At 63.1% G+C, this 19,123-nt stretch carries 20 protein-coding genes; 15 read left to right on the forward strand and 5 right to left on the reverse strand.

Annotated features, from left to right (window positions below):
• The first annotated feature begins 133 nt into the window (after positions 1–133).
• Positions 134–901 carry a MerR family transcriptional regulator gene (locus ACR0R4_RS01650; RefSeq protein ID WP_433645586.1) on the forward strand — a complete coding sequence of 256 codons (768 nt, stop codon included), beginning with the start codon at positions 134–136 and terminating at the stop codon, positions 899–901.
• A 15-nt stretch (positions 902–916) separates the two neighbouring features.
• Here ACR0R4_RS01650 and ACR0R4_RS01655 read toward each other — a convergent pair whose 3' ends face one another.
• Positions 917–1,246, reverse strand: a complete 330-nt coding sequence (locus ACR0R4_RS01655; protein ID WP_433645587.1) for a TFIIB-type zinc ribbon-containing protein — start codon at positions 1,244–1,246, stop codon at positions 917–919.
• Positions 1,247–1,397: 151 nt separating this feature from the next.
• Here ACR0R4_RS01655 and ACR0R4_RS01660 point away from each other — a divergent pair, with 151 nt between their 5' ends.
• Positions 1,398–1,610 carry a DUF5652 family protein gene (locus tag ACR0R4_RS01660; RefSeq protein WP_433645588.1) on the forward strand — a complete coding sequence of 71 codons (213 nt, stop codon included), beginning with the start codon at positions 1,398–1,400 and terminating at the stop codon, positions 1,608–1,610.
• A 28-nt stretch (positions 1,611–1,638) separates the two neighbouring features.
• On the opposite strand, the gene ACR0R4_RS01665 is transcribed toward ACR0R4_RS01660, so the two are convergent.
• Positions 1,639–2,922 (reverse strand): NRAMP family divalent metal transporter, encoded by a 1,284-nt coding sequence (locus tag ACR0R4_RS01665; RefSeq protein WP_433645589.1) that lies wholly within the window; start codon positions 2,920–2,922, stop codon positions 1,639–1,641.
• A gap of 118 nt (positions 2,923–3,040) precedes the next feature.
• Between ACR0R4_RS01665 and ACR0R4_RS01670 the strand changes: the two genes are divergently transcribed.
• Entirely contained in the window at positions 3,041–4,300 is a 1,260-nt protein-coding gene (locus ACR0R4_RS01670) for a glycerate kinase (protein ID WP_433645590.1), read from the forward strand.
• A 238-nt stretch (positions 4,301–4,538) separates the two neighbouring features.
• On the opposite strand, the gene ACR0R4_RS01675 is transcribed toward ACR0R4_RS01670, so the two are convergent.
• Complete coding sequence (locus ACR0R4_RS01675; RefSeq protein WP_433645591.1) at positions 4,539–5,039, reverse strand: GNAT family N-acetyltransferase; 501 nt, start codon at positions 5,037–5,039, stop codon at positions 4,539–4,541.
• Between the two features lie 111 nt (positions 5,040–5,150).
• On the opposite strand from ACR0R4_RS01675, the gene ACR0R4_RS01680 reads away from it, so the two are divergent.
• From ACR0R4_RS01680 to ACR0R4_RS01700, 5 genes are all read left to right on the forward strand, one after another.
• Positions 5,151–5,921, forward strand: a complete 771-nt coding sequence (locus tag ACR0R4_RS01680; protein WP_433645592.1) for a glycerophosphodiester phosphodiesterase family protein — start codon at positions 5,151–5,153, stop codon at positions 5,919–5,921.
• 171 nt (positions 5,922–6,092) lie between these two features.
• On the forward strand, positions 6,093–6,257 hold the full coding sequence (locus ACR0R4_RS01685; protein WP_433645593.1) for a hypothetical protein: 165 nt from the start codon (positions 6,093–6,095) through the stop codon (positions 6,255–6,257).
• Between the two features lie 339 nt (positions 6,258–6,596).
• Positions 6,597–7,418 (forward strand): thermonuclease family protein, encoded by an 822-nt coding sequence (locus tag ACR0R4_RS01690; protein ID WP_433645594.1) that lies wholly within the window; start codon positions 6,597–6,599, stop codon positions 7,416–7,418.
• Positions 7,419–7,544: 126 nt separating this feature from the next.
• Positions 7,545–8,765 (forward strand): acetyl-CoA C-acyltransferase, encoded by a 1,221-nt coding sequence (locus tag ACR0R4_RS01695; RefSeq protein ID WP_433645595.1) that lies wholly within the window; start codon positions 7,545–7,547, stop codon positions 8,763–8,765.
• Positions 8,765–9,166 (forward strand): PaaI family thioesterase, encoded by a 402-nt coding sequence (locus ACR0R4_RS01700; protein WP_433645596.1) that lies wholly within the window; start codon positions 8,765–8,767, stop codon positions 9,164–9,166. Before ACR0R4_RS01695 ends, ACR0R4_RS01700 begins: the two co-directional genes overlap by 1 nt.
• A gap of 69 nt (positions 9,167–9,235) precedes the next feature.
• Here the strand turns inward: ACR0R4_RS01700 and ACR0R4_RS01705 are convergent, their stop codons facing one another.
• Together ACR0R4_RS01705 and ACR0R4_RS01710 are read right to left on the reverse strand one after the other, a co-directional pair.
• Complete coding sequence (locus ACR0R4_RS01705) at positions 9,236–10,255, reverse strand: dihydrodipicolinate synthase family protein (protein ID WP_433645597.1); 1,020 nt, start codon at positions 10,253–10,255, stop codon at positions 9,236–9,238.
• Positions 10,256–10,265: 10 nt separating this feature from the next.
• Positions 10,266–11,279 carry an ornithine cyclodeaminase family protein gene (locus ACR0R4_RS01710; RefSeq protein ID WP_433645598.1) on the reverse strand — a complete coding sequence of 338 codons (1,014 nt, stop codon included), beginning with the start codon at positions 11,277–11,279 and terminating at the stop codon, positions 10,266–10,268.
• A gap of 104 nt (positions 11,280–11,383) precedes the next feature.
• On the opposite strand from ACR0R4_RS01710, the gene ACR0R4_RS01715 reads away from it, so the two are divergent.
• The 7 genes from ACR0R4_RS01715 (at position 11,384) to ACR0R4_RS01745 (ending at position 19,070) form a co-directional block, all read left to right on the forward strand.
• Positions 11,384–12,760 (forward strand): aldehyde dehydrogenase family protein, encoded by a 1,377-nt coding sequence (locus ACR0R4_RS01715; protein ID WP_433645599.1) that lies wholly within the window; start codon positions 11,384–11,386, stop codon positions 12,758–12,760.
• Between the two features lie 54 nt (positions 12,761–12,814).
• A complete protein-coding gene (locus tag ACR0R4_RS01720; protein ID WP_433645600.1) occupies positions 12,815–13,753 on the forward strand; it encodes a LysR family transcriptional regulator in 939 nt (312 codons plus the stop codon).
• A gap of 87 nt (positions 13,754–13,840) precedes the next feature.
• A complete protein-coding gene (locus tag ACR0R4_RS01725) occupies positions 13,841–15,355 on the forward strand; it encodes a bifunctional 3-(3-hydroxy-phenyl)propionate/3-hydroxycinnamic acid hydroxylase (protein WP_433645601.1) in 1,515 nt (504 codons plus the stop codon).
• A 9-nt stretch (positions 15,356–15,364) separates the two neighbouring features.
• Positions 15,365–16,306 carry a VOC family protein gene (locus ACR0R4_RS01730; protein WP_433645602.1) on the forward strand — a complete coding sequence of 314 codons (942 nt, stop codon included), beginning with the start codon at positions 15,365–15,367 and terminating at the stop codon, positions 16,304–16,306.
• A 31-nt stretch (positions 16,307–16,337) separates the two neighbouring features.
• The gene (locus ACR0R4_RS01735; RefSeq protein WP_433645603.1) at positions 16,338–17,063 is read left to right on the forward strand and encodes an ABC transporter substrate-binding protein; all 726 of its coding nucleotides are present in this window, start codon (positions 16,338–16,340) and stop codon (positions 17,061–17,063) included.
• On the forward strand, positions 17,060–18,361 hold the full coding sequence (locus ACR0R4_RS01740) for an NADH:flavin oxidoreductase (protein WP_433645604.1): 1,302 nt from the start codon (positions 17,060–17,062) through the stop codon (positions 18,359–18,361). The genes ACR0R4_RS01735 and ACR0R4_RS01740 overlap by 4 nt, the downstream gene beginning before the upstream one ends.
• Position 18,362: 1 nt before the next feature.
• A complete protein-coding gene (locus tag ACR0R4_RS01745; RefSeq protein WP_433645605.1) occupies positions 18,363–19,070 on the forward strand; it encodes an EthD domain-containing protein in 708 nt (235 codons plus the stop codon).
• The last annotated feature ends 53 nt before the right edge of the window (positions 19,071–19,123 follow it).

Genomic DNA, 19,123 nt, shown 5'->3' on the forward strand with positions numbered 1-19,123 from the left:
AGCGCGTGGAGGCCGAACTCGACCACCGTCCGCACCAGGCCCACGCCGAGTGTCGTCATCAGATCGTGGCATAACGTGGACGGGCGGCAATCGGCTTGACATTGACGCAACGTCAGCTTTTAGGCTTCTAGGCATGGAGTGGTCAATACAGCAGGTCGCGCGCTTAGCGGGTACGACGGCCCGTGCACTGCGTCACTACGGCGACCTCGGGCTGGTGCCGGCCAGCCGTATCGGCAGCAACGGCTACCGGTACTACGACGAGGCGGCGCTACAACGGCTGCAGCGCGTGTTGCTCATGCGTGAATTGGGCCTCAGCCTGGCCCAGGTGGGTGAGATCTTGTCGCGGCAACGAGACGAAATAGGGGCGCTCGAAGGGCACCTGGAAGTGCTTCGACAGCAGCAGGACCAGATCGGCCGCCAGATCGAGGCGGTTGGACACGCGATCCGCGTGCAGAAAGAAAAGGAGACGATTGTGGCCGAAAAGATGTTTGACGGGTTCAATCACGCGCAGTACCGCGAGGAGGTCGAGCAGCGGTGGGGCGAAGAAGCGGCCGAGGCCTCGGATCGGTGGTGGAAGGGGCTCGGGCGGGAGAGCAAAGAAAGCTTCCAGCAGCGGGTTGAACTGCTGAACCGTGAATGGATCACCGTCGCGAACACTCCGTGTAGCGCGCCTGAGTCAGCGGAGGCGCAGCGCGTCGCGAGTATGCACATCGAGTGGCTCAGATCAGTGCCCGGCACCCCCGCGGCCGAGGGCACAGGTGTGGGCGAGTACGTACGCAGTTTGGCTGACATGTACGTGGCCGATCCGCGCTTCTCCGTGAACTACGGGGGAGTCGAGGGCGCTCGGTTCGTGCGCGATGCGCTTCTCGCTTGGCTTGAACGTGACACCGAGGAGGAGTAAGCGCGAGCAGGGTTGCTACCCGAGAATATCGCCGAGGAAGTCGAACGGGCTTTTCTTCTTGCGGTACTTGCTGTCGCTGTCGCGGTAATCCCGGCTGTCGCGGTGCTCGCGCCGGTCGTCGTAACGAGGCTGCTGGTAGCTCGGCTGCGCAGCGGGTGCTGCCTGCTGCGCAGGCTGCGCGTAACTCGATGCCGGGATCGAAGCGGCCTCGACCTGAACACGCTCGAGGATCTTGTCGAGTTCACCTCGATCGAGCCACACGCCCCGGCACTGTGGGCAGTAGTCGATCTGGACTCCGTGGCGCTCGCTCATGAGCAGAGTGGTTCCATCTGTAGGGCAGTTCATACGCCTCAGCGTAGCCAGCCGGTGCTGGAATTTTGGTGGATGTCGTTGGAGGGGCGGCGGCCGCCGGTTTCAACCGTCGGGAATCGGCGGGTGTGTCGCGTCGAAGCGAATTCGAGCTTGTTTGCGCGGGCGAAGCGAGGAGAATGGGGTCATGGCAAAGAAACAGGAATACTTCAAGGAACACCCCGAGGCGGTTGCGCCGGCAGTTGCACTCGGCGTGTGGAGTCTGATCTGGAAGGCCTTCGCGCTCTATCGCGCTGGCTCCAACAGGTCGCCCGGGTGGTTTGTGACGCTGCTCTTGGTGAATACGGTCGGCATCCTCGAGATGCTCTACCTCTTCATCTTTGGTAAGAAGAAGCGCTAACGCGCCAGCGCGCTCAGGCGCCAGCTCGCTACGGCGCCAACACCCACAGCAGTGGCAGCAGCGCCATGGCGAGGGTTGCGATCCCGAGCAGGATCCGCGACCACAGCGGGCTCCTCCACTTGCCCAGCAGCTTCTTGTCGTTGGCGAGCCACCAGACCACCGCCATCAGGATGGGTGCCGCCAGGCCGTTCGTCACCGCAGCGATGAACAGGAACGTCATCGGGTTCAGCCCGATGAGATTGAGCGACAGCCCGATCAGGATCGAGACGAACAGCACGGCATAGAACGCCCGCGCCTGGCTCGGGCGTTTCTCGAGGCTCTCGCGCCAGCCAAAGGTCTCCGCAATGGCATACGCGCTGGCCCCGGCGAGTACGGGCACACTCAGGAGCCCCACACCCACGATGCCGACCAAGAACAGCACCCCCGCATACTCGCCAGCGATGGGCTGAAGGGCCGCGGCCGCCTGCTCCGCGGTCTGAATATCGGTGATGCCGTTCTTGTGGAGGGTCGCCGATGCCGTGATCATGATGGCCGTCATCACGATGACACCGGTGAGCATTCCGGCAAACACGTCCCCGCGCATCGCGTGAATGTGCGCGGTCGAGACGCGATAGTTCTTGATGCGGTGACGCTCTTCCACCTCCTCGGCGGACTGCCAGAAGAAGAGGTACGGCGAGATGGTGGTACCGGCCAGCGCGATGAGCATCGCGATGTCGAGCTTCGTCCAGGTGAACCCGGGGATCAGGAGATCGCGCACCACCTCGTCCCACTGCACATCCGCAACGAACAACACCGCAATATAGGCAAGCAAGGAAATGCAGAGCCAGCGCAGCACTTTCGCGTACTGATGGTAGGGCACGAATATCTCTGCCACGACAATAATCGCCGCGAAACCGACCACGCCGATGAGCTGTGGAACGGGCACCAGCAGTTGGAGCGCCGCGGCCATGGAGCCAAGATCCGCCGCGATATTGACGGTATTTGCGATGACCACCAATGCCAGACACAGGTAGAGAATCGGCCGGGGCAGGCGCTGCTTGATGATGCCGGCGAGTCCGAGCCCGGTCACCAGCGACAGCCGCGCGCACGCCTCCTGTACGGCGAATGCGAGCGGCAAAAGCACGGGAGCGCTCCATAGGAGCCGGTTTCCGGTCGCGGCACCGACCTGCGAGTAGGTGGCGATTCCCGACGGATCGTCGTCGGCGGCCCCGGTGACAATCCCCGGGCCCAACCGACGGAAATACCCCTTCCCGCGCAGTTGCTTGCGAGCAGGGTGGTGTTCCCGGCGCGGCTTTTCAATGGGTTCAGTCACGGCACCCCCTCTTGCTCTCAGCCTACGGTGAAGTCCCGTCGAACGACGGTTACACCGACATCGAACTGAGCCCTGGAACAGCGTTTGCGGCGGCTAAACGCCCCGGTACGCTGATCGCATGTCTGGAAGCGCGCGAGAGACTCACCCGCAGCACGGCGTGCCCTTGGTGGTGGTCGCGCCTGACTCGCTCAAGGGCAGTTGCACGGCCCCGGATGCTGCGCGAGCGATCGCGAGTGGTGTGCGCAGGGCTCTCGGCCAGGGCGTGCGGGTTCGGGAGCTGCCACTCGCCGACGGCGGAGAGGGCACCCTCGATGCGTTGGTCGCGGCCTGGGGCGGCACGGTTCTCGAAGTCGCCACGACCGACGCGCTTGGGCGACCCCGCACGGGTCGGGTGGGCCTCAGCGGCGGGCGGAAGGGAACGCGCCTCGCGGTGATCGAAGCGGCCGATGCCAACGGTCTTCCCGCGATAGTGGATCAGCCGCTCCGCCCCCTCGACGCCGACACTGCCGGTGTGGGCACACTGGTGCGCGCGGCGCTTGACACCGGAGCGGCGGAAATTCTGCTGTGTCTGGGCGGATCCGCTACCAGCGATGGGGGCGCAGGGATGCTGCGCGCGTTGGGTGCGCGACTGCTCGATGCATCGGGAAGCGACGTGGCGCCCGGGGCACGGGGGCTCTCGGAACTTCACGAGATCGATCTCTCGGGGCTCGACGCCCGCGCAGGGAAGGTCGTATGGCGCGTCGCTTGCGACGTGGATCACCTGCTCACTGGTGGCGGCGGCGCGGCGGCGGTGTTCGGCCCGCAGAAGGGAGCGACTCCCGAGCAGGTCGCGGTCATCGACCGGGGCCTGAGCGTCCTTTTGCGGCTGCTTGCCGAGGCTGCCGGGTATGACTTGAGTGAGTTGAGATGTCTGCCGGGGCTGGGTGCGGCGGGCGGGCTTGCGCTCGGCCCGGTCGCGCTATTCGGGGCGCAGCTCGTGCCAGGTTCCGCGCTGGTGAGTGATGCGGTCGGTCTCCCCGACGCATTGGAGCGTGCCGCGCTGGTCATTACCGCGGAGGGTCGACTCGATGCGCAGTCGCTGCAGGGGAAGGTGGTGTCGCGCGTGCTCGCCGACGCGGGGGCCCACCGTGGTGGCGCACACGCCGCCGCTGGTGCGGTGCCCAGCGCGGTGCACAGCGCGGTGCCCAGCGCGGTGCCCGTGGTTGTGCTTGCGGGTTCGGTCGAGTTGACATTCGAGGAGTGCCAGCGGGCGGGGATTGCGGCGGCGTGGTCGATCGCGCGAGGCCCGGCGACGCTGGAACAGCTGCAGGCCGATACCCCGCGCCTGCTGGCAGAAGCCGCCGCGCATCTCACCCGCCTGACGTTGGGTAAACGCTAGGTTCTCCGGCTTTCCGGCTTTCCGGCCCTCGGCCTCTCGACGGCTCCACGTCTCGACTCTTCGACTCCTTGGACTCTGTGTCGCTCGGGTAGACTGCCGCGCACGGTTCCAGCGGCGCGAAGCCTGCGCGGCAGTCCACCCGAGTCCGGCGCGCGCGTGCGCTCTCTCGACTGGACCCCTGCGCAGGGTTGAGGCGACGCGAAGCCTGCGCGTCAGTCCACCCGAGGCAGGTTCACCCTCACGTCTCGCCCGAGATCCGCTGATGCATGCCCGTCGCACCGGATGACTGGAAGCCGAGCGATTCATAGACGCCGACCGCGGCATCACTCGCAAAGAGACCGATGAAGATTTCGGCCTCCGTGGCGGGTCGTAGCAGTTCGACGAGCCGCTTCACCAGTTCGGTGGCGATCCCCTTCCCTTCATGGTCGGGGTGCACGATGACATCTTGAATGTACGCGTATTGCAGGCCGTCGCCCACAGCCCGCGCCATCCCGACGGTGCCCGCGTGGGCGTCAACGAACACCACCCCCGCCAGGGAAGCGGCAAGCGAAGCCGCGCGGAGCTGGTCGTCAAAATGTGACTGCCACCCGACTGCGGCAGCGAGTGCAGTGTGCTCGGCGGGGGTGGCCACGCGATCCACCACACCGTGCGTCGCGGTCGCTGGCTCGGTGGCTGACCCGGCACCCTGGGTGGGGGTGTTCTCGTCTTTCCTGACCTGCTGGTGGTCTGCGGCTGGCATTCGGTGGCCCCTCTCGAATCTGGCTTCACCGATAGGGTACGCTCGGGCCCGACGATCGGCACAGCGGCTGAGCGAGAATGGTGTCGACACCGTCAACGAGACAGGATCTCCATGCCCCACCCGTACCTCTTGCACGATGCCAGGCCGCGCGTGATCGCGCACCGCGGTCTCGTCACCACGGAACTCGCAGCTCAGGGCATCGCCGAGAACACCCGCGCCGCGATGACGGCGGCGGTTGCGGCGGGAGTGCACTACCTCGAGTCCGACTGCCGCATCACCAGCGATGGCGAGGTGGTGCTGTTTCACGACGTGGATCTCGCCCGGGTGTGCGGCGACTCCAGGCCCGTCTCGGCCGTCAGCGCCCCTGAACTTGCCTCGCTCTTTGCCGATCGTGGCGGTCTGCTCACCCTGCGCGAGGCGCTTGAGATGTTTCCCGAGGCGCGGTTCAACATCGATATCAAGGCGCGGGAAGTCGCCGAACCCGCGGGCCGTATTATCGCCCCGCACGCCGAGCGCGTGCTCGTGGCGAGCTTCGTCGACGGTCACCGGCGCGCGGCGCTGCAGGCGGCCCGGGCGGCGAGTGGATCGGGTGTGCGCCCGGCGGCATCTCCTGGGCGCGGAGCCCTGATCCGCACCCTTGCGGCGCTGGCGGCCGGCCAGCGAAAGGCGGCGGCCCGGGCGCTCGATGGATTCGACGCGCTGCAGATCCCCGAGAGGTACGGGCGCGTGCGCGTGCTGACCCCGCGACTCATCGATCTTGCCGAGAGCGTCGGCGTCGAGGTGCACGTGTGGACGGTGAATGACCCCGCGGAGATGGCGCGCCTCACCGGCATGGGCGTGCGCGGCATCATCACCGACCGCGCTGACCTCGCCCTCGGTTGAGCGGGTACCCTGCTCGCGACGGTGAGGGGTGCTTGAGACGTGATCACGTATCTAACGTGATTCGACCACGCGCAAAGAGGCGGACAACGAAGCCCTTGAAATCGAGGTTCGCGGAATCGAATTCCACTCTCAATTGACTCGTCCTCCGTCCCTGCCTGCGACAATCAAGCTATGAACCCCGAAACACGACAGAAGCTCGAGCAGATCCAAGGCACCGCTGCGGGTGCCTACGCACAAACGGCAACCAAGCTGCTCGACGGCAGGCTCACCTGGTCGCAGGACGAGATAGCGCAATTCATCGACGGGTACGTCAACGACCCGTACCTCACGCGATAACGTGTAAAAATTTTGCCCACTTTTTTACATGTTTCACACATGTGGTAACGGACTTGCCACATGCGGAAGCCAACTCAACGGCGCGCCATGAGTTTCTTATGAATGTCACTGGTCCGTGACAGGATGCATGAGGGCGCGCCGAACCGCGGGCGCTGCCAACGAAAGACCACGCTGTCGGGGGAGACACGGACTTGATCGAGACCAACCACGTCGCATTCATCTGGAGCATCGCCGAGCGTCTGCGCGCCTGATCCGCCTCGCTTCGACCTGCAGTTTGACCTCTAGCCTGACAGTAGCGGGACAAACAGCCGGTTAAGGGTGAAACTGCCGGTTTAGGGAATGGGAATTGGTAGGGGAATGGGGGCGGGCATGCAGGCGCGATCGCAGTGGGGGTGGGCGCGGGGCGCGGGTGCGTCGCTGCTGCTGGCCGCGGTGCTGGGGAGCATCGGCTGCACGCCTCTGACTGTTCCGGCGGGGCAGACTGGCGGGAGTTTCGACAGCTCCAACAGTACCGATGGTTCCGACGCAGCCTCACCCGGATCCCTCGCGACCGAAGCTCCCGCAGCGGGCACGCAGGCCTTCGCCACCGTGGCTCGCGTGATCGACGGTGACACGCTCGACCTCAGTACCGGCGAGCGGGTGCGGCTGATTGGCATCGACACCCCAGAGCGCGGCGACTGCGGGTACGCCGAGGCAGCCGCGTTACTCACCGAACTTGTGGCGGGCCGAGAGGTGAGCGTCACCAACCCCGCCGAGGTCGAAGACACTGATGCCTACGGGCGCCTGCTCGCATATCTCGGCGTGCCCGGCGTGCCCGGCGCGACCGTCGACGTTGGGCATGAACTCGTGGCCCGCGGCCTCGCGGTGCCGCGCTACAACTCGACCGACGGCTACGCCCTGCACCCGTTCGAGGCGGACTACGCCGCTGCGGCCGCCACAGCCACCCCGTTCACCTGTGGCACCCCCGGCGGAGTACCCGCAGCCGGGCAGTGGAGCTGTGTCTTCGATCCAACGTATGACCAGAATTGGCACAACGATGCCTGGTGCACCAACGGGGCGGAGGGCCACCGCCCTGCCCTGCGCGAATGGGATTCGCACGTCACCGAGTCGGAACTTATGGAGTCCGCGGCGGAATACGCCCGCGCACTCAACGGCGGGTAGGAACGCGCGAACCGGTACTCGGCACCAAACACCGCGTAGTTTCCTTCGGATACGAGCCAGGAGGGAGTATCCTGAGCGGTACGATACGGTGCGTATCTAAAACTCGTTCCTTGGGGGTCCAATATCGTGCTCTTACCTCTTGCGCCGCATGATGCGGTGATTGTCGCCTATCGACGAACTCCCTTCGGCCGAGCCAAAAAGGGATCATTCGTGGAGGAGCGCCCGGAGGACCTCGCGCTCGCCGCTATCCGAGCGACGCTTGCAGATGTGCCCTCGGTGGATCCAGGTGCGTTGGACGACTTCTATCTCGGAACTGCTGTTCCGGAAGGCGCGCAAGGGGACAATGCTGCTCGCCGCATTGCAATTTACGGCGGATTCGACACGCTTCCGGGTGCGACTGTGAACCGGTTCTGCGCCTCGTCAATGCAGGCATTGACCGGCGCGGCTCGAGCGGTCCGATCTGGTGACGGTGATGCGTTTCTCGTCGGTGGTATGGAATCGACCTCTACCACTCCGCCAATCTCAACGAACCTATACCCGGGGTATGAGCGTGCGGCAGCGCGCGCCGACGACTGGTCTTCCTCAGGCCGCCATTGGACGGATCCGCGGAACGAGGGTCTTGAGCCGGATGCATACATCTCTATGGGGAAGACGGCTGAGTTTGTTGCGCGCGTCACCGGCACCAGCCGCCAGGACCAGGACGAGTGGGCGCTTCTCTCGCAGCGGCGGGCTTCCGCCGCAGTTAGTGCTGGTTGGTTCAACGGAGAGATTGCTCCCTACGTTCTTGCCGATGGAAAAGTGGTCGCAGCGGATGACGGGCCCCGGCCCGGGACGACGTTAGAGGGGCTCGCTGAATTGAACCCAGCGTTTGGGGCGAGCGGCACCGTGACCGCGGGCAACGCGAGTCCGCTGAACGATGGTGCCTCGGCAATGGTGGTGGTGAGTGCAGCTAAGGCTCAGGCCTTGGGACTGACTCCACTGGCTCGCATTCTCGGTGCCGGGGCGAGTGCACTGTCGCCAGAAATCATGGGGCTTGGGCCCGTTCCTGCAAGCCGCAAGGTGCTCGACAGGCTGGGTCTCACCGTGGGCGACATCGACCTAGTTGAGCTGAACGAAGCATTCGCCGCGCAGGTCGTGCCGAGTGTGCGGCAGCTCGGGCTAGACCCCGAGCGGGTGAACGTCAATGGTGGTGCCATTGCACTCGGTCACCCATTTGGTGCGACCGGCGTTCGACTGGTTGGCACCCTGGTTCGTGCGCTGCAACATCACGATAGGACTCTCGGCCTTGCCACGCTTTGCGTGGGCGGAGGACAAGGTATGGCGCTGGTTGTTGAAAGGCTCAGCTAATGGGAGTTGTGGATCCGTTCGTGCTCGAACTGCTGGAAAATGAGCCCTCCTTCGCCTGGTTTGGCTTCGCGATCGAGGAAGCCACCCAGGGGTGTGCGACGGTCACGCTTGTTGTTGCGTCAGAGCACGTAAACGGCAACGGGATGACGCACGGCGGTGTCGTCTTCGCTGTTGCGGATCAGGCTTTCGCGATGGCGGCGAACACACGTATCCGCTATGCGGCGACGGCGGATGCACAGATCCACTACCTGGCCCCGAGTCGACTCGGGCAGCGCTTGGAAGCCGCAGCGCACGTGGAGTGGAGCGACGATCGTCGCGCCATCGTTGACGTCGTGGTGACCGCAGAGGGCACACCCATCGCGAGTTATCGCGGGATGGCTCGCGCTTCCCGCCGGGCCTGACTGTCTCGTCTGACGCAATGTGGCCCGGTTCGAGCACCAGGCCACATTGCGTTAGACGCCTCAGAGCGCTCAGGCGCGGGTGCGACCAATCACGAACTCGCTATCGGGCGAATCTGTAACCGGGAGCCCCGAGGCCTCAAGTGCGGCCCGTGCTTGCTTCATGAGGCGGTCGGGGATTCGCGGTGCGGGAGCGCGAAGTGCTCCACCGTTGAAGCCCGCGAGCCACTCTTGGTACTTCCAGCCGGTGCGGTTGATGACTGTGGTGCCCACGGAAGAACCGGTGAGGATTGCCAGGTTGGCCGCGCGAGCGGGTGACACCTGCCACCACAGCTTCATCGCCTCCTCCCAAGCGCCATTCTGCGCGAGCCCAAATGCCTTCGGGAAGTAGTCGCTCATCCAGTTTGTGTTGGAGGTGCCACTGAACTGGAAATCCATCATCGACATGAGCGGAATCGTCTCGCTCTCGATTGGGCACGAGATGATGACCTCATCACGGAAGTGGTGGTACATCTCCATGATGCCGCCGATGGTGGGGTAGCCCTGTTCTGACTTCACTGCCACGATGTTCGGGATCGTGTCCAGGATGTGACGGACGAACGGCACCGGCATACCTGCAGGGTCGATGCGTTCGAAGCCCCATGCGGGTAGACCGAAGAGCATTGCGTTCAGATCAGTGGAGTCTGCGAGCGCCTTTGTGTAGTCATACACTTCCTGATGTGAGGTTGGCCAGAACGCCGTGGGGTAGGAAATGAGGACGCTGTCGACCCCCTCCTTTTCTGCGAGCCGAAGCGCGGCAATGTTCTGCTCGAGCGTGTTGAACGCGGCGTGGAAAAACAGGTGAAAATCTGGCCCGCCAGCTTCTCGCGCTACTGCGGTAATGCGGGCGTTCTCCTCGGGCGTGACACTGAGTTCGGTCACGAGGAGGGTCCCCGCGAAGCCGAGTTCCTTGAGCTTGAGGATGTCGTGTCGGATCGCGTTCTCATTGATCTTCTCGAAGTCAGGAGTGTATGACGGCATCGTCACGGCAATGGCACCATGCCAGCGCTCCCGGGCCCATGCGCGGGCTTGATCCTTGGTGTAATCAACCATGGGTGTTCCTCTACTTCCTTGTGGTGACGATGCCGATGGGCATTTCGGTGCCGATGCCGCGTTCGCGTGCAAGATTTACTAGAGATTCGGCGACAACGATGTCTTGTAGGCCGGAGCCCGTGGACTTGTAGATGCGCAGACCGCTGTGCCGGTCGATCGGTCGCTCTCCAAGCAGCACCGCGTTCAGTGAGGCCGTCAGCGCATCGACATCGACCCCCTGCGCACGGGCGGCGAGCATGTCGCCGCTGCCATTGACTACTTCGTCGACGCCGTCGGCTACGATCACGCTCGCGCGGGCGATCAGATCGCTGGGGAGCTCTCGCTGCCCTGGCGTTGTCGAGCCAATCGAAACGACGGTTGCGTCGGCAGCGACCCACTCGGAGTTGATCGTCGGCGACTCGTCGCGGGAACGGGCTGCGCAGAGAATCAGATCCGCCCCGCGCACCGCGGCCTCTGCAGTGTCGACCGCGGTGACGGGGATGCCGAGTTCGGTACCGAACTTGGCTGCGAATGCTGCGCGGTTTTCGGCCGTGGGGCTGTAGACACGCACGGACTCGAACTGGGCAATGAGCGAGAGTGCCGAGGTGTGCGACTGTGCCTCGAAGCCAGAGCCGATGACTCCCACTGTGAGAGGTCGGTCTGGGACGAGCGTCTCAGTACCGACCGCGGTCGTGGCGGCAGTGCGCAGCCCGGTCACCCGATTTCCGTCGACCAGCGCCACCAGCTCGGCGGTCTCTTTATCGAACAGAGAAATCAGGTAGCTGACCCGCAGACCGTTGGCGAAGGAGCCATTGATCGACTTCGCGCCGAACAGACGACCGTTGGTCGGCACCGAAGGCATCACCCGCATCCATTCACGCCCGCTGTCGGCGAAGATGCGTCCGGGATTCCGCCCCTCGTCGGCAGGAGTTGCGTACGCAGATCGAATCGCCGAGATCGCACTCGGCGGGTCGGCCAGGGCTGCCACGTCATCATCGCTCAAGAACAGTAGTGGTCGGTTCGGCGGTGTCACGTTGGTGCTCATTCGTCACTCCTTTGTGTCGGGCGAATGGAATCTTTACAGACGATACGTATCGTATCTGTTTATAGTAAACTGACGCAAGACGTTCCTCGAGGAAGAGAGCCCGCATGTCGATCGCTACCATCAATCCCGCTTCTGGCAAGACTGAAATCATTATCGAACCGCATGATTCAGCGGAGGTCGAGCAGCGGATCGCAGAAGCCGCAGCCGCAGCGAAGCTGCTGCGATCCACCAGTTTCGCACAACGGGCGGAGTGGATGCGTGCCGCCGCGGACTTCATGGAGGATCAGGCAGAGGGGCTCGGGGAGCTCATCACGATCGAAATGGGAAAGCCCATCGCGCAGTCGGTCGCCGAGGTGTTGAAATCGGTGAAGGCCATGCGTTTTTACGCCGACCACTCCGAGGAATTCTTGGCTGACGTGCCCCTTGCAGATCCCCCGCTGGTTAACGCTTCCAAAGCTTGGACTCGATACGAGCCGTTGGGGGTGGTCCTGGCAGTGATGCCGTGGAACTATCCGCTCTGGCAGGTGATTCGGTTTGCTGCCCCAGCTCTCATGGCGGGCAACACCGGGCTTCTCAAGCACGCGTCGAACGTACCTCAGGCGGCGCTGTTTCTCGACACGCTCTTCGAGCGCGCAGGGTTTCCCAGGGGATCCTTTCGCACACTGCTGATTCCTGGATCTGCAGTAGGCGCAGTGATTGCCGACGAACGGGTCACCGCCGTCACTCTGACGGGGTCGGAACCCGCGGGGCGCTCGGTTGCGGCGATTGCAGGTGACCATGTCAAGAAGGCCGTACTTGAATTGGGCGGATCTGACCCTTTCATCGTGCTTCCCTCGGCTGATGTCGCCTCAGCAGCTGCGACCGCCGTGCGAGCGCGCATCAACAACAACGGCCAATCATGCATTGCAGGTAAACGTTTCATTGTGCACACTGATGTCTACGATGAATTCGCACGGGAGTTCACCCGGCAGATGTCAGCGCTGGTTGTCGGGAACCCGTTGTTGCCAGAGACAGAAGTTGGTCCGCTCGCCACCCAAGCCGGCCGACAAGACATTATCGACCTGGTCGAAGACGCACGCGAGCGCGGCGCCACCATACTGACCGGCGGCACCGTGCCAGATCTGCCGGGGTGGTACTACGCCCCGACGGTTATCGCTGATCTGCCCGACGACGCGCGCCTGGTGCAGGAGGAGGCGTTTGGTCCGGTGGCCTCGCTCTACCGGGCATCGGATACCGAAGATGCGCTGCGGATCGCAAATCAGACTTCCTTTGGCCTTTCCAGCTCGGTGTGGACAGAGGATCTGGAGGAGGAAGCTTACTTCGTGTCCCGATTGGATGCTGGCGCGGTATTCATCAACGGGATGACCGTTTCCTATCAGGAACTGCCCTTCGGGGGGATCAGGCGATCGGGCTTCGGGCGAGAACTCGCTGCTGTTGGGCAGCGTGAGTTCTGCAACCTCAAGACGGTCTGGAAGGCGTAAGCTGAACCCGCCTGCAGTGCTGGTACGGGCTGGGCGCCGCGGCAAGGGAGCACAATGGCGATCGACTACAACCTCCTGCGGCAGCTCCGTGCGTTGCTCGAAGAGCGTAGTGTGACCCGTGCCGCCGAGCGGTTGCATGTGTCGCAGCCATCAATGTCGACGGCCCTCGCCCGCCTTCGCGCGCATTACGACGATGCGCTGTTATTGCGGCGGGGCAATCAGCATGTGCTCACCCCGCTGGGTGAGCGCTTGTTGCTGGCCTTGCCTCGAGTGATCGCTGAGACCGAGCAGCTCTTTCGATTGCAATCTCGGTTTGACCCCGCGACGAGTTCTCGAACCTTTACCGTAGCGGCAGTCGATTACATGACGGCCCGGGTCGCGCCGATCCTCACTCGTATTGCCGCGCGCGAGGCGCCCAATGTGCGGTTCGACTTTCCCGCTGCGGATGGTCGACTGGTGCAGTCCTTGCCTGACATCCTGCGCACGATTGATGGCGTGATTTTGCCCCATGGTTATGTGGGTGAGCAGCCACACATCGACTTTGCGCCCGAGCCCTGGGTGTGTCTCGTTGACGCGCACTCTGACGTGCCCGTTCGGCCGTCGGTCGATGAACTCCTCACGCGACCCTGGGTGCAGACTCTGCCCGCTCGTGAGGGAATGAATCCCGCGCGACAGCAACTGCGTTTCCGCGGAATCGATCCGTCGGTGGTTGCGGCAACCCCGCATTTCTTCGTCGTTCCGTCACTCCTCCTCGGTACCGATCGGGTGGCGATGGTTCCCGAGGGTTTCGCGCGTATGGCGATCCATGCGCACCCGGGGCTGCGCATGGTTGAGCCGCCGCTTGACCTCGACCCGGTGCGGGATGCGTTCTGGTGGCACCAAGACCGCGAACTCGATGCCGAGCACATTTGGTTGCGTGGAATCGTCGAACGCGTGCGCGACGAGGTTATTCGGAATTCTGATATCGACGATACAAAATATCGTCTTTCCTGAAACCGCGTCGACAGAGATTATTGTTCCTAACTGCACCGCGGGTGCGGCCTGGAGAACATACGGGCACTGGACACATTGGAGTGTTTCATGAGCGGCATCGACGCAGACGTGATTGTAATCGGAGGCGGGCCAGTCGGTTCTACTGCGCTTGCGCTTCTCGGACAAGCGGGCCTGAAGGCCATCGGCCTGGAACGTGACCCCGAGATGTGGCCGACAGCTCGCGCGGTGCACTTCGACGGTGAGACCATGCGCACATTGCAGGCGCTCGGAGTGGCGGATGCCTTCCGCCGGGTGACCATTCCCATGAAAGACGTCGACGTGGTCAATGAGGCGGATGAAGTGCTTGTTCACGCTCCCACTGATCGGCTCGGTGACCAGGGCTGGAACGATCACATCAGTTTCCACCAGCCCGACGTTGAGGCCTTGGTGCGTGAGGTGATCGCCCAGACGCCTAACGTCGAGTTGCGCACCGGGGTCACTGCCACGAAGGTCATTTCAGATGCCGACGGCGTGGAGGTCACCGCAGTCAACGCGAATGGCGCCGAGCACGTGCTCCGTGCCCGGTGGTTGATTGCTGCCGACGGCGCGCGCTCGGAGGTGCGCAGTGCGTTGGGAATCGAGACTGATAAGTACGGTGAGGATGCCCCGTGGCTCGTAGTCGACGGAAACCTTGTCGACGCCCCAGGCTACGCGACCGATATGATTCAGTTCGCTCGGTACAGTCGGCCAGCGCTGTGGTTACGGCTACCGGGCGACCGAGTACGCATGGAATTCATGCTCGTTCCCGGGGATGATCCCGAAGAAATCGTGACACCTGCGGCAGTTGAACGAATCAGCCGCGGCATTCTCCCCGCCGACAAGTTCACTGCCGACCGTCAGGCGATCTACACCTTTCGTGGGCGAATCGCTCAGCGTTGGCGTCAGGGGAACGTATTCCTGGCCGGGGATGCTGCACACCAGGCACCACCGCTGTTCGGACAGGGCCTCTGCGCAGGCATCCGCGATGTCGCAAATCTCGCGTGGAAAATGGGGCTCGTCGCTGCGGGAAAGGCGGAGGAGGCGCTCCTCGATACCTATGAGAGTGAACGCAAACCACACGCCACATTCTGGGTTGAGACCGCCGCGAATCAGGCAGTTGGGATCCAAACCCTTGACCCAGAAGTGGCCAAGGGTCGCGACGAGTTCATCCGGGCTCACCCGGAGGCCTCCGCTGTTCCGACCTCTCCGGCGCTCGGCCCGGGACTTCACGAGGGCGGTCGTGATGAGCGTGCCGGCAAGCTCGGAATCCAGCCGATTTTAGCTGACGGGACGCGCCTTGACGACATGGTCGGCCCACACTTCCTCGTGGCTGCGGATCGCACGGTATACACGCAGCTGCCAGCGGACATCAGGGCCGTGCTCGACGACGACGAAGACACCGTTACGCTGCTCGATCCGCTCAAGATCGACCAGGTTCTCGCCGCTTCCGGCGCGAAGGCCGTGGTGATTAGACCAGACCACTACATCCTCGGTGTGGGCGACACGGCTGCTGACCTGGAGCGCTTGGTGCTGCAGATTCCTCCGATTGCCCGCGCCCGCAACCTCACCTCTGACACACGATAGGAGCCTGTCATGGCTTTCAGCCCGATCACTCACATTCGTCACTTTGACATCGCGGTACCGGATTTCGAGAAGCAGATCGAATTTTACAAGAACCATTGGGGCTTGACCGTGCAGCACGACGACGGCAATGTCGTCTACTTCGCTGCGGAAGGTTCACCGGAACAGTACGTCACGCGCGTGCGACGTTCCGAAGACAAACGACTCGATCTGGTGGCTTTCGGGGCTGCCGACCGGCAATCCGTCGACCAACTTGCTCAGCAGCTCGGCACAGCCGGGGTGCAGTTGGTGAGCGAGCCGAACGCCCTGGAGACCTTGGGCGGTGGCTACGGGTTCAGGTTCTTCGACTTGGAGGGACGCACCATCGAAGTCTCCACCGATGTCGACGTGCGCACACACCGCAAGATCGAGGAGCGTGAGGCGATTCCCGTGCGTCTTTCGCACGTTGTGCTGAACTCGAATCAGCCGGAGGCCATGCGTGCGTGGTACGAGAAGCACCTTGGTTTCCGCCTCTCTGACACACTCAACCATCCGCACGCCGGTGACCTCTTCTATTTCATGCGATGCAACACTCAGCATCACTCGATGGCAATCGCGCGTGGCCCGCACGCTTCGCTGCAGCACGCGTCGTTCGAGTTGCGCGGGCTTGACGAGTACATGCGGGGGAGCGGGCGGATGATTCGCGCCGGATACCGCAAGATCTGGGGTCCCGGCCGCCACGCGGCAGGCGACAACACCTTCACTTATTTCATCGATCCCAACGGCAACACGATGGAGATGACGACCGAGCTGGAGATGATCGATGAGGATTCCTGGCACCCGCACATCTTCGATGTGCAGGAACCTGAGACTTCGGATCAGTGGGGCACGGGAGGCGACATGGACGAGTTCATCACCAAGGAGATGTTCAACGACTCTGACAACGACCATCTCTTCGTCGCGCCGCCGGTGTGACCTCCGCAGGATCTTGCGAATCTCATATTTCGTGCCCCCTGCGCCGCTTGTTTCGGCGAGGGAGCGCGGACTTCTGGCCGGGATCGCTCTCGATGAGAGTCTTACACCTAGTAGTGCCGCGCAACTCGCTGGTCTGCTGAGCGGCGAACTCGATCTCGTGGTCACGGCCATCGACAACCTGTTCGAGTGGTCGCGAACGGGCGCGGAACTTCGTCTGCTTGGTCAGGTCGAAGCAACGACGCCACTGTCAGTGATTGCCGCACCTGGAATACGCAGCTTGGCTGAGCTCGACGGACGCACCATTGGTGTGGATGCTTACGATAACGGGTTTGCATTGGTGGCACGAGACCGGCTGCAGCGAGCTGGAGTGCGGGCGCAGTGGATCGAGGTCGGCGGGGTATCTGAGCGCTTCGAGGCCCTGGCAGGCCGGTCTATTGCCGCGACACTGCTGGGTCCGCCCTTCGAGGAGCGGGCCCGAGCGGCGGGGTTCGTCGAATTGTTCCGGGTGCAGGATGAGTTCCCCACCTTTCCGGGACAGGGATTGGTGGCTCGTGCTGATGTGCTCGGCGCCCCCGAATTTGAACACTTGTATTCTGCCCTGTGCGCCAGCGGCCTGCTACCCGTCGAGAGGGAAGGGCTGGACCTCCTGATTCGGTTTCGAAGCCGACTGGGCCTGCTGCCACCCAATTTCGACCTCTCCGCCACGCTCGTTCACGAAGACCCATCCCTTGATATCACTCGACGAGGAGCATCATGACTACTGTAAACACTGCCGAGGTTCTCGGCGCACCGCTGAAGATCAACCAGCTCACGCTCAAGAACCGGATCATTCTCGGACCGATGGCGGTGCTTCGCCCGACTGAAGACGGGCGACCCAGCGAGCAGTCGATTGCGTTCCTGAAGCGTCGCGCGAAGGGCGGTGCAGGTGCGGTCTACGTAGGCGGCTCCGTCGCCACCGCGCGCGCCTTTCGAGAGTCGCCCTTTTCGCCCAACATCAGGTACGACGACGATGCCTTCGTTCCTGATCTGAAGCGCCTGGTCGATGAGGTGCACGGCACAGGCACGGGTGTCGCCGTCTTCGCTCAGCTATTTCCCGCCTTTGGGCGCATGGGGGTCCCCCGAGAGGGGTACCCGATCTCGTCGGCTTCGCCGAAATCGGTCGATATGGGAGGGTACGGCCTGCCCGATAACCTCTATATCCCCGGCGGTCGCATCACCCCGATGCCCCAAGAAGCGACGGTGGCCGAGATCAAAGAACTCGAGCAAGCTGTTGTTGATGCGGCTCGGCGAGCGAAGCAGGCTGGCTTCGATGCCATTGAAATCGCTGCGCACATGTGCTATTTCTATTCCTCTTTTCTCTCTCCACTTTCCAACTTCCGCACCGATGAGTACGGTGGCTCCGTTGAAAATCGGGCGCGTGCGCTGAAAGATACCGTGGCCGCGGTGCGGCGTGAGGTCGGTCCAGACATCGCCCTGGGGCTCCGACTGAGTGCGAACGACCATGTTCCAGGAGGGCAGGGCCCCGAAGGCTTCGCTGCGGTAACTGCCGAGATCGCCAAGGCTGGGCTCGATTTTGTTGCACTCACCGACGGAAACTACGAGTCCATGGGGGACAACGTCAGCAGCGAATCGGGGAAGATGCTTCGCGAGCAAGAACCTCAGGTCTTCCGCGCAGCGCTGGGCCAGGAAGTTGTGCTGTTTCTGAGCGGGACACCCGATCCCGCGCAAGCTGCCGCCGCGATTGCAGACCGCACCGTCGATGCGACGATGCTTGCGCGTCAGTTGCTTGCCGATCCCGATTACCCGAACAAAGTGATCGAGGGGCGCGAGGCCGAGATCGTATGGTGCGATAACGCAAACTCGTGCATGCGCCGACTCATTCTTCAAGTTCCGGTGCAGTGCCACAAAAACCCGGAGATGGGTCGTGAGGACCCCGCGTCGAAGCGGTCGAATCCAATGCAGAATCTGATGATTTGGGCTGCAGGTAATGCGCTGCTGATGAAGTTGGCCGACAAAGCAGCACGTGCGGGCCAGAAGCGTGGAAAGGGCCACTGAGGTGGAGGCCACTTACAAGCTGACGTTGCTGCTCACTCGGCACCCAGAGCTGACACCGGACCAGTTTGCCGACGCTTGGCTCGCACTTGAGCGGCATGAACCCCTCTTAGCCTCGGGTCTCGAGCGGTACGTGTTCAATCGTGCCATCTTGGGTGACTCGCCAATCATTGGTGCCCCCGTTGCCCCATACGATGCCGTGCTTGAGACCTGGTGGCGACGCAAGAATGACGCCGCCGATTGCGTGGTTTCACGTGAGTTCGAGAGCGACTGGCTGGCCCCCCGGCTTGAATTGCTTGCGGATCGACCTGCCGCAGTGGGGGGTGAGCCGGTGCTGGTGTGGCAGCGTGATGAGACAGCGAGTACGGATCCTGTCAGGGTCATCGTGATGCCTGTTGCCCGTCGCAGCCTGCGCTTTGGTGAGTTTGTAGAACACTGGCTAGGGACCCACTCAAAGCTTGCGTTGTCGGGACCGGGTGCGCAGGAACGGTTGCTTCGCGTTGAGAATACTCCGGCAGCAGTTTCACCGCCGTCGCGCTTCGTGTCGACCAGGTACGACGGAATTGGTGCGCTCACATTTGTCTCGCCTGAGGCGCTTCGGGCCGAGTTCGGCAGCGCGTATTACGGAAATGTAATGGTTCCAGACGAGGCAAGATTTACCAATACCGAGAGTTCGGTGGCGTTCGTGGGGCAACCCATCGATCTGACATGAAATGCCGACAAGTGAGGGGGCCTGAAGCGAAATCGCTTCAGGCCCCCTCACTT

Source organism: Leucobacter fengyongliangi (assembly GCF_050971685.1).
In the GTDB taxonomy this organism is placed as follows: domain Bacteria; phylum Actinomycetota; class Actinomycetes; order Actinomycetales; family Microbacteriaceae; genus Leucobacter.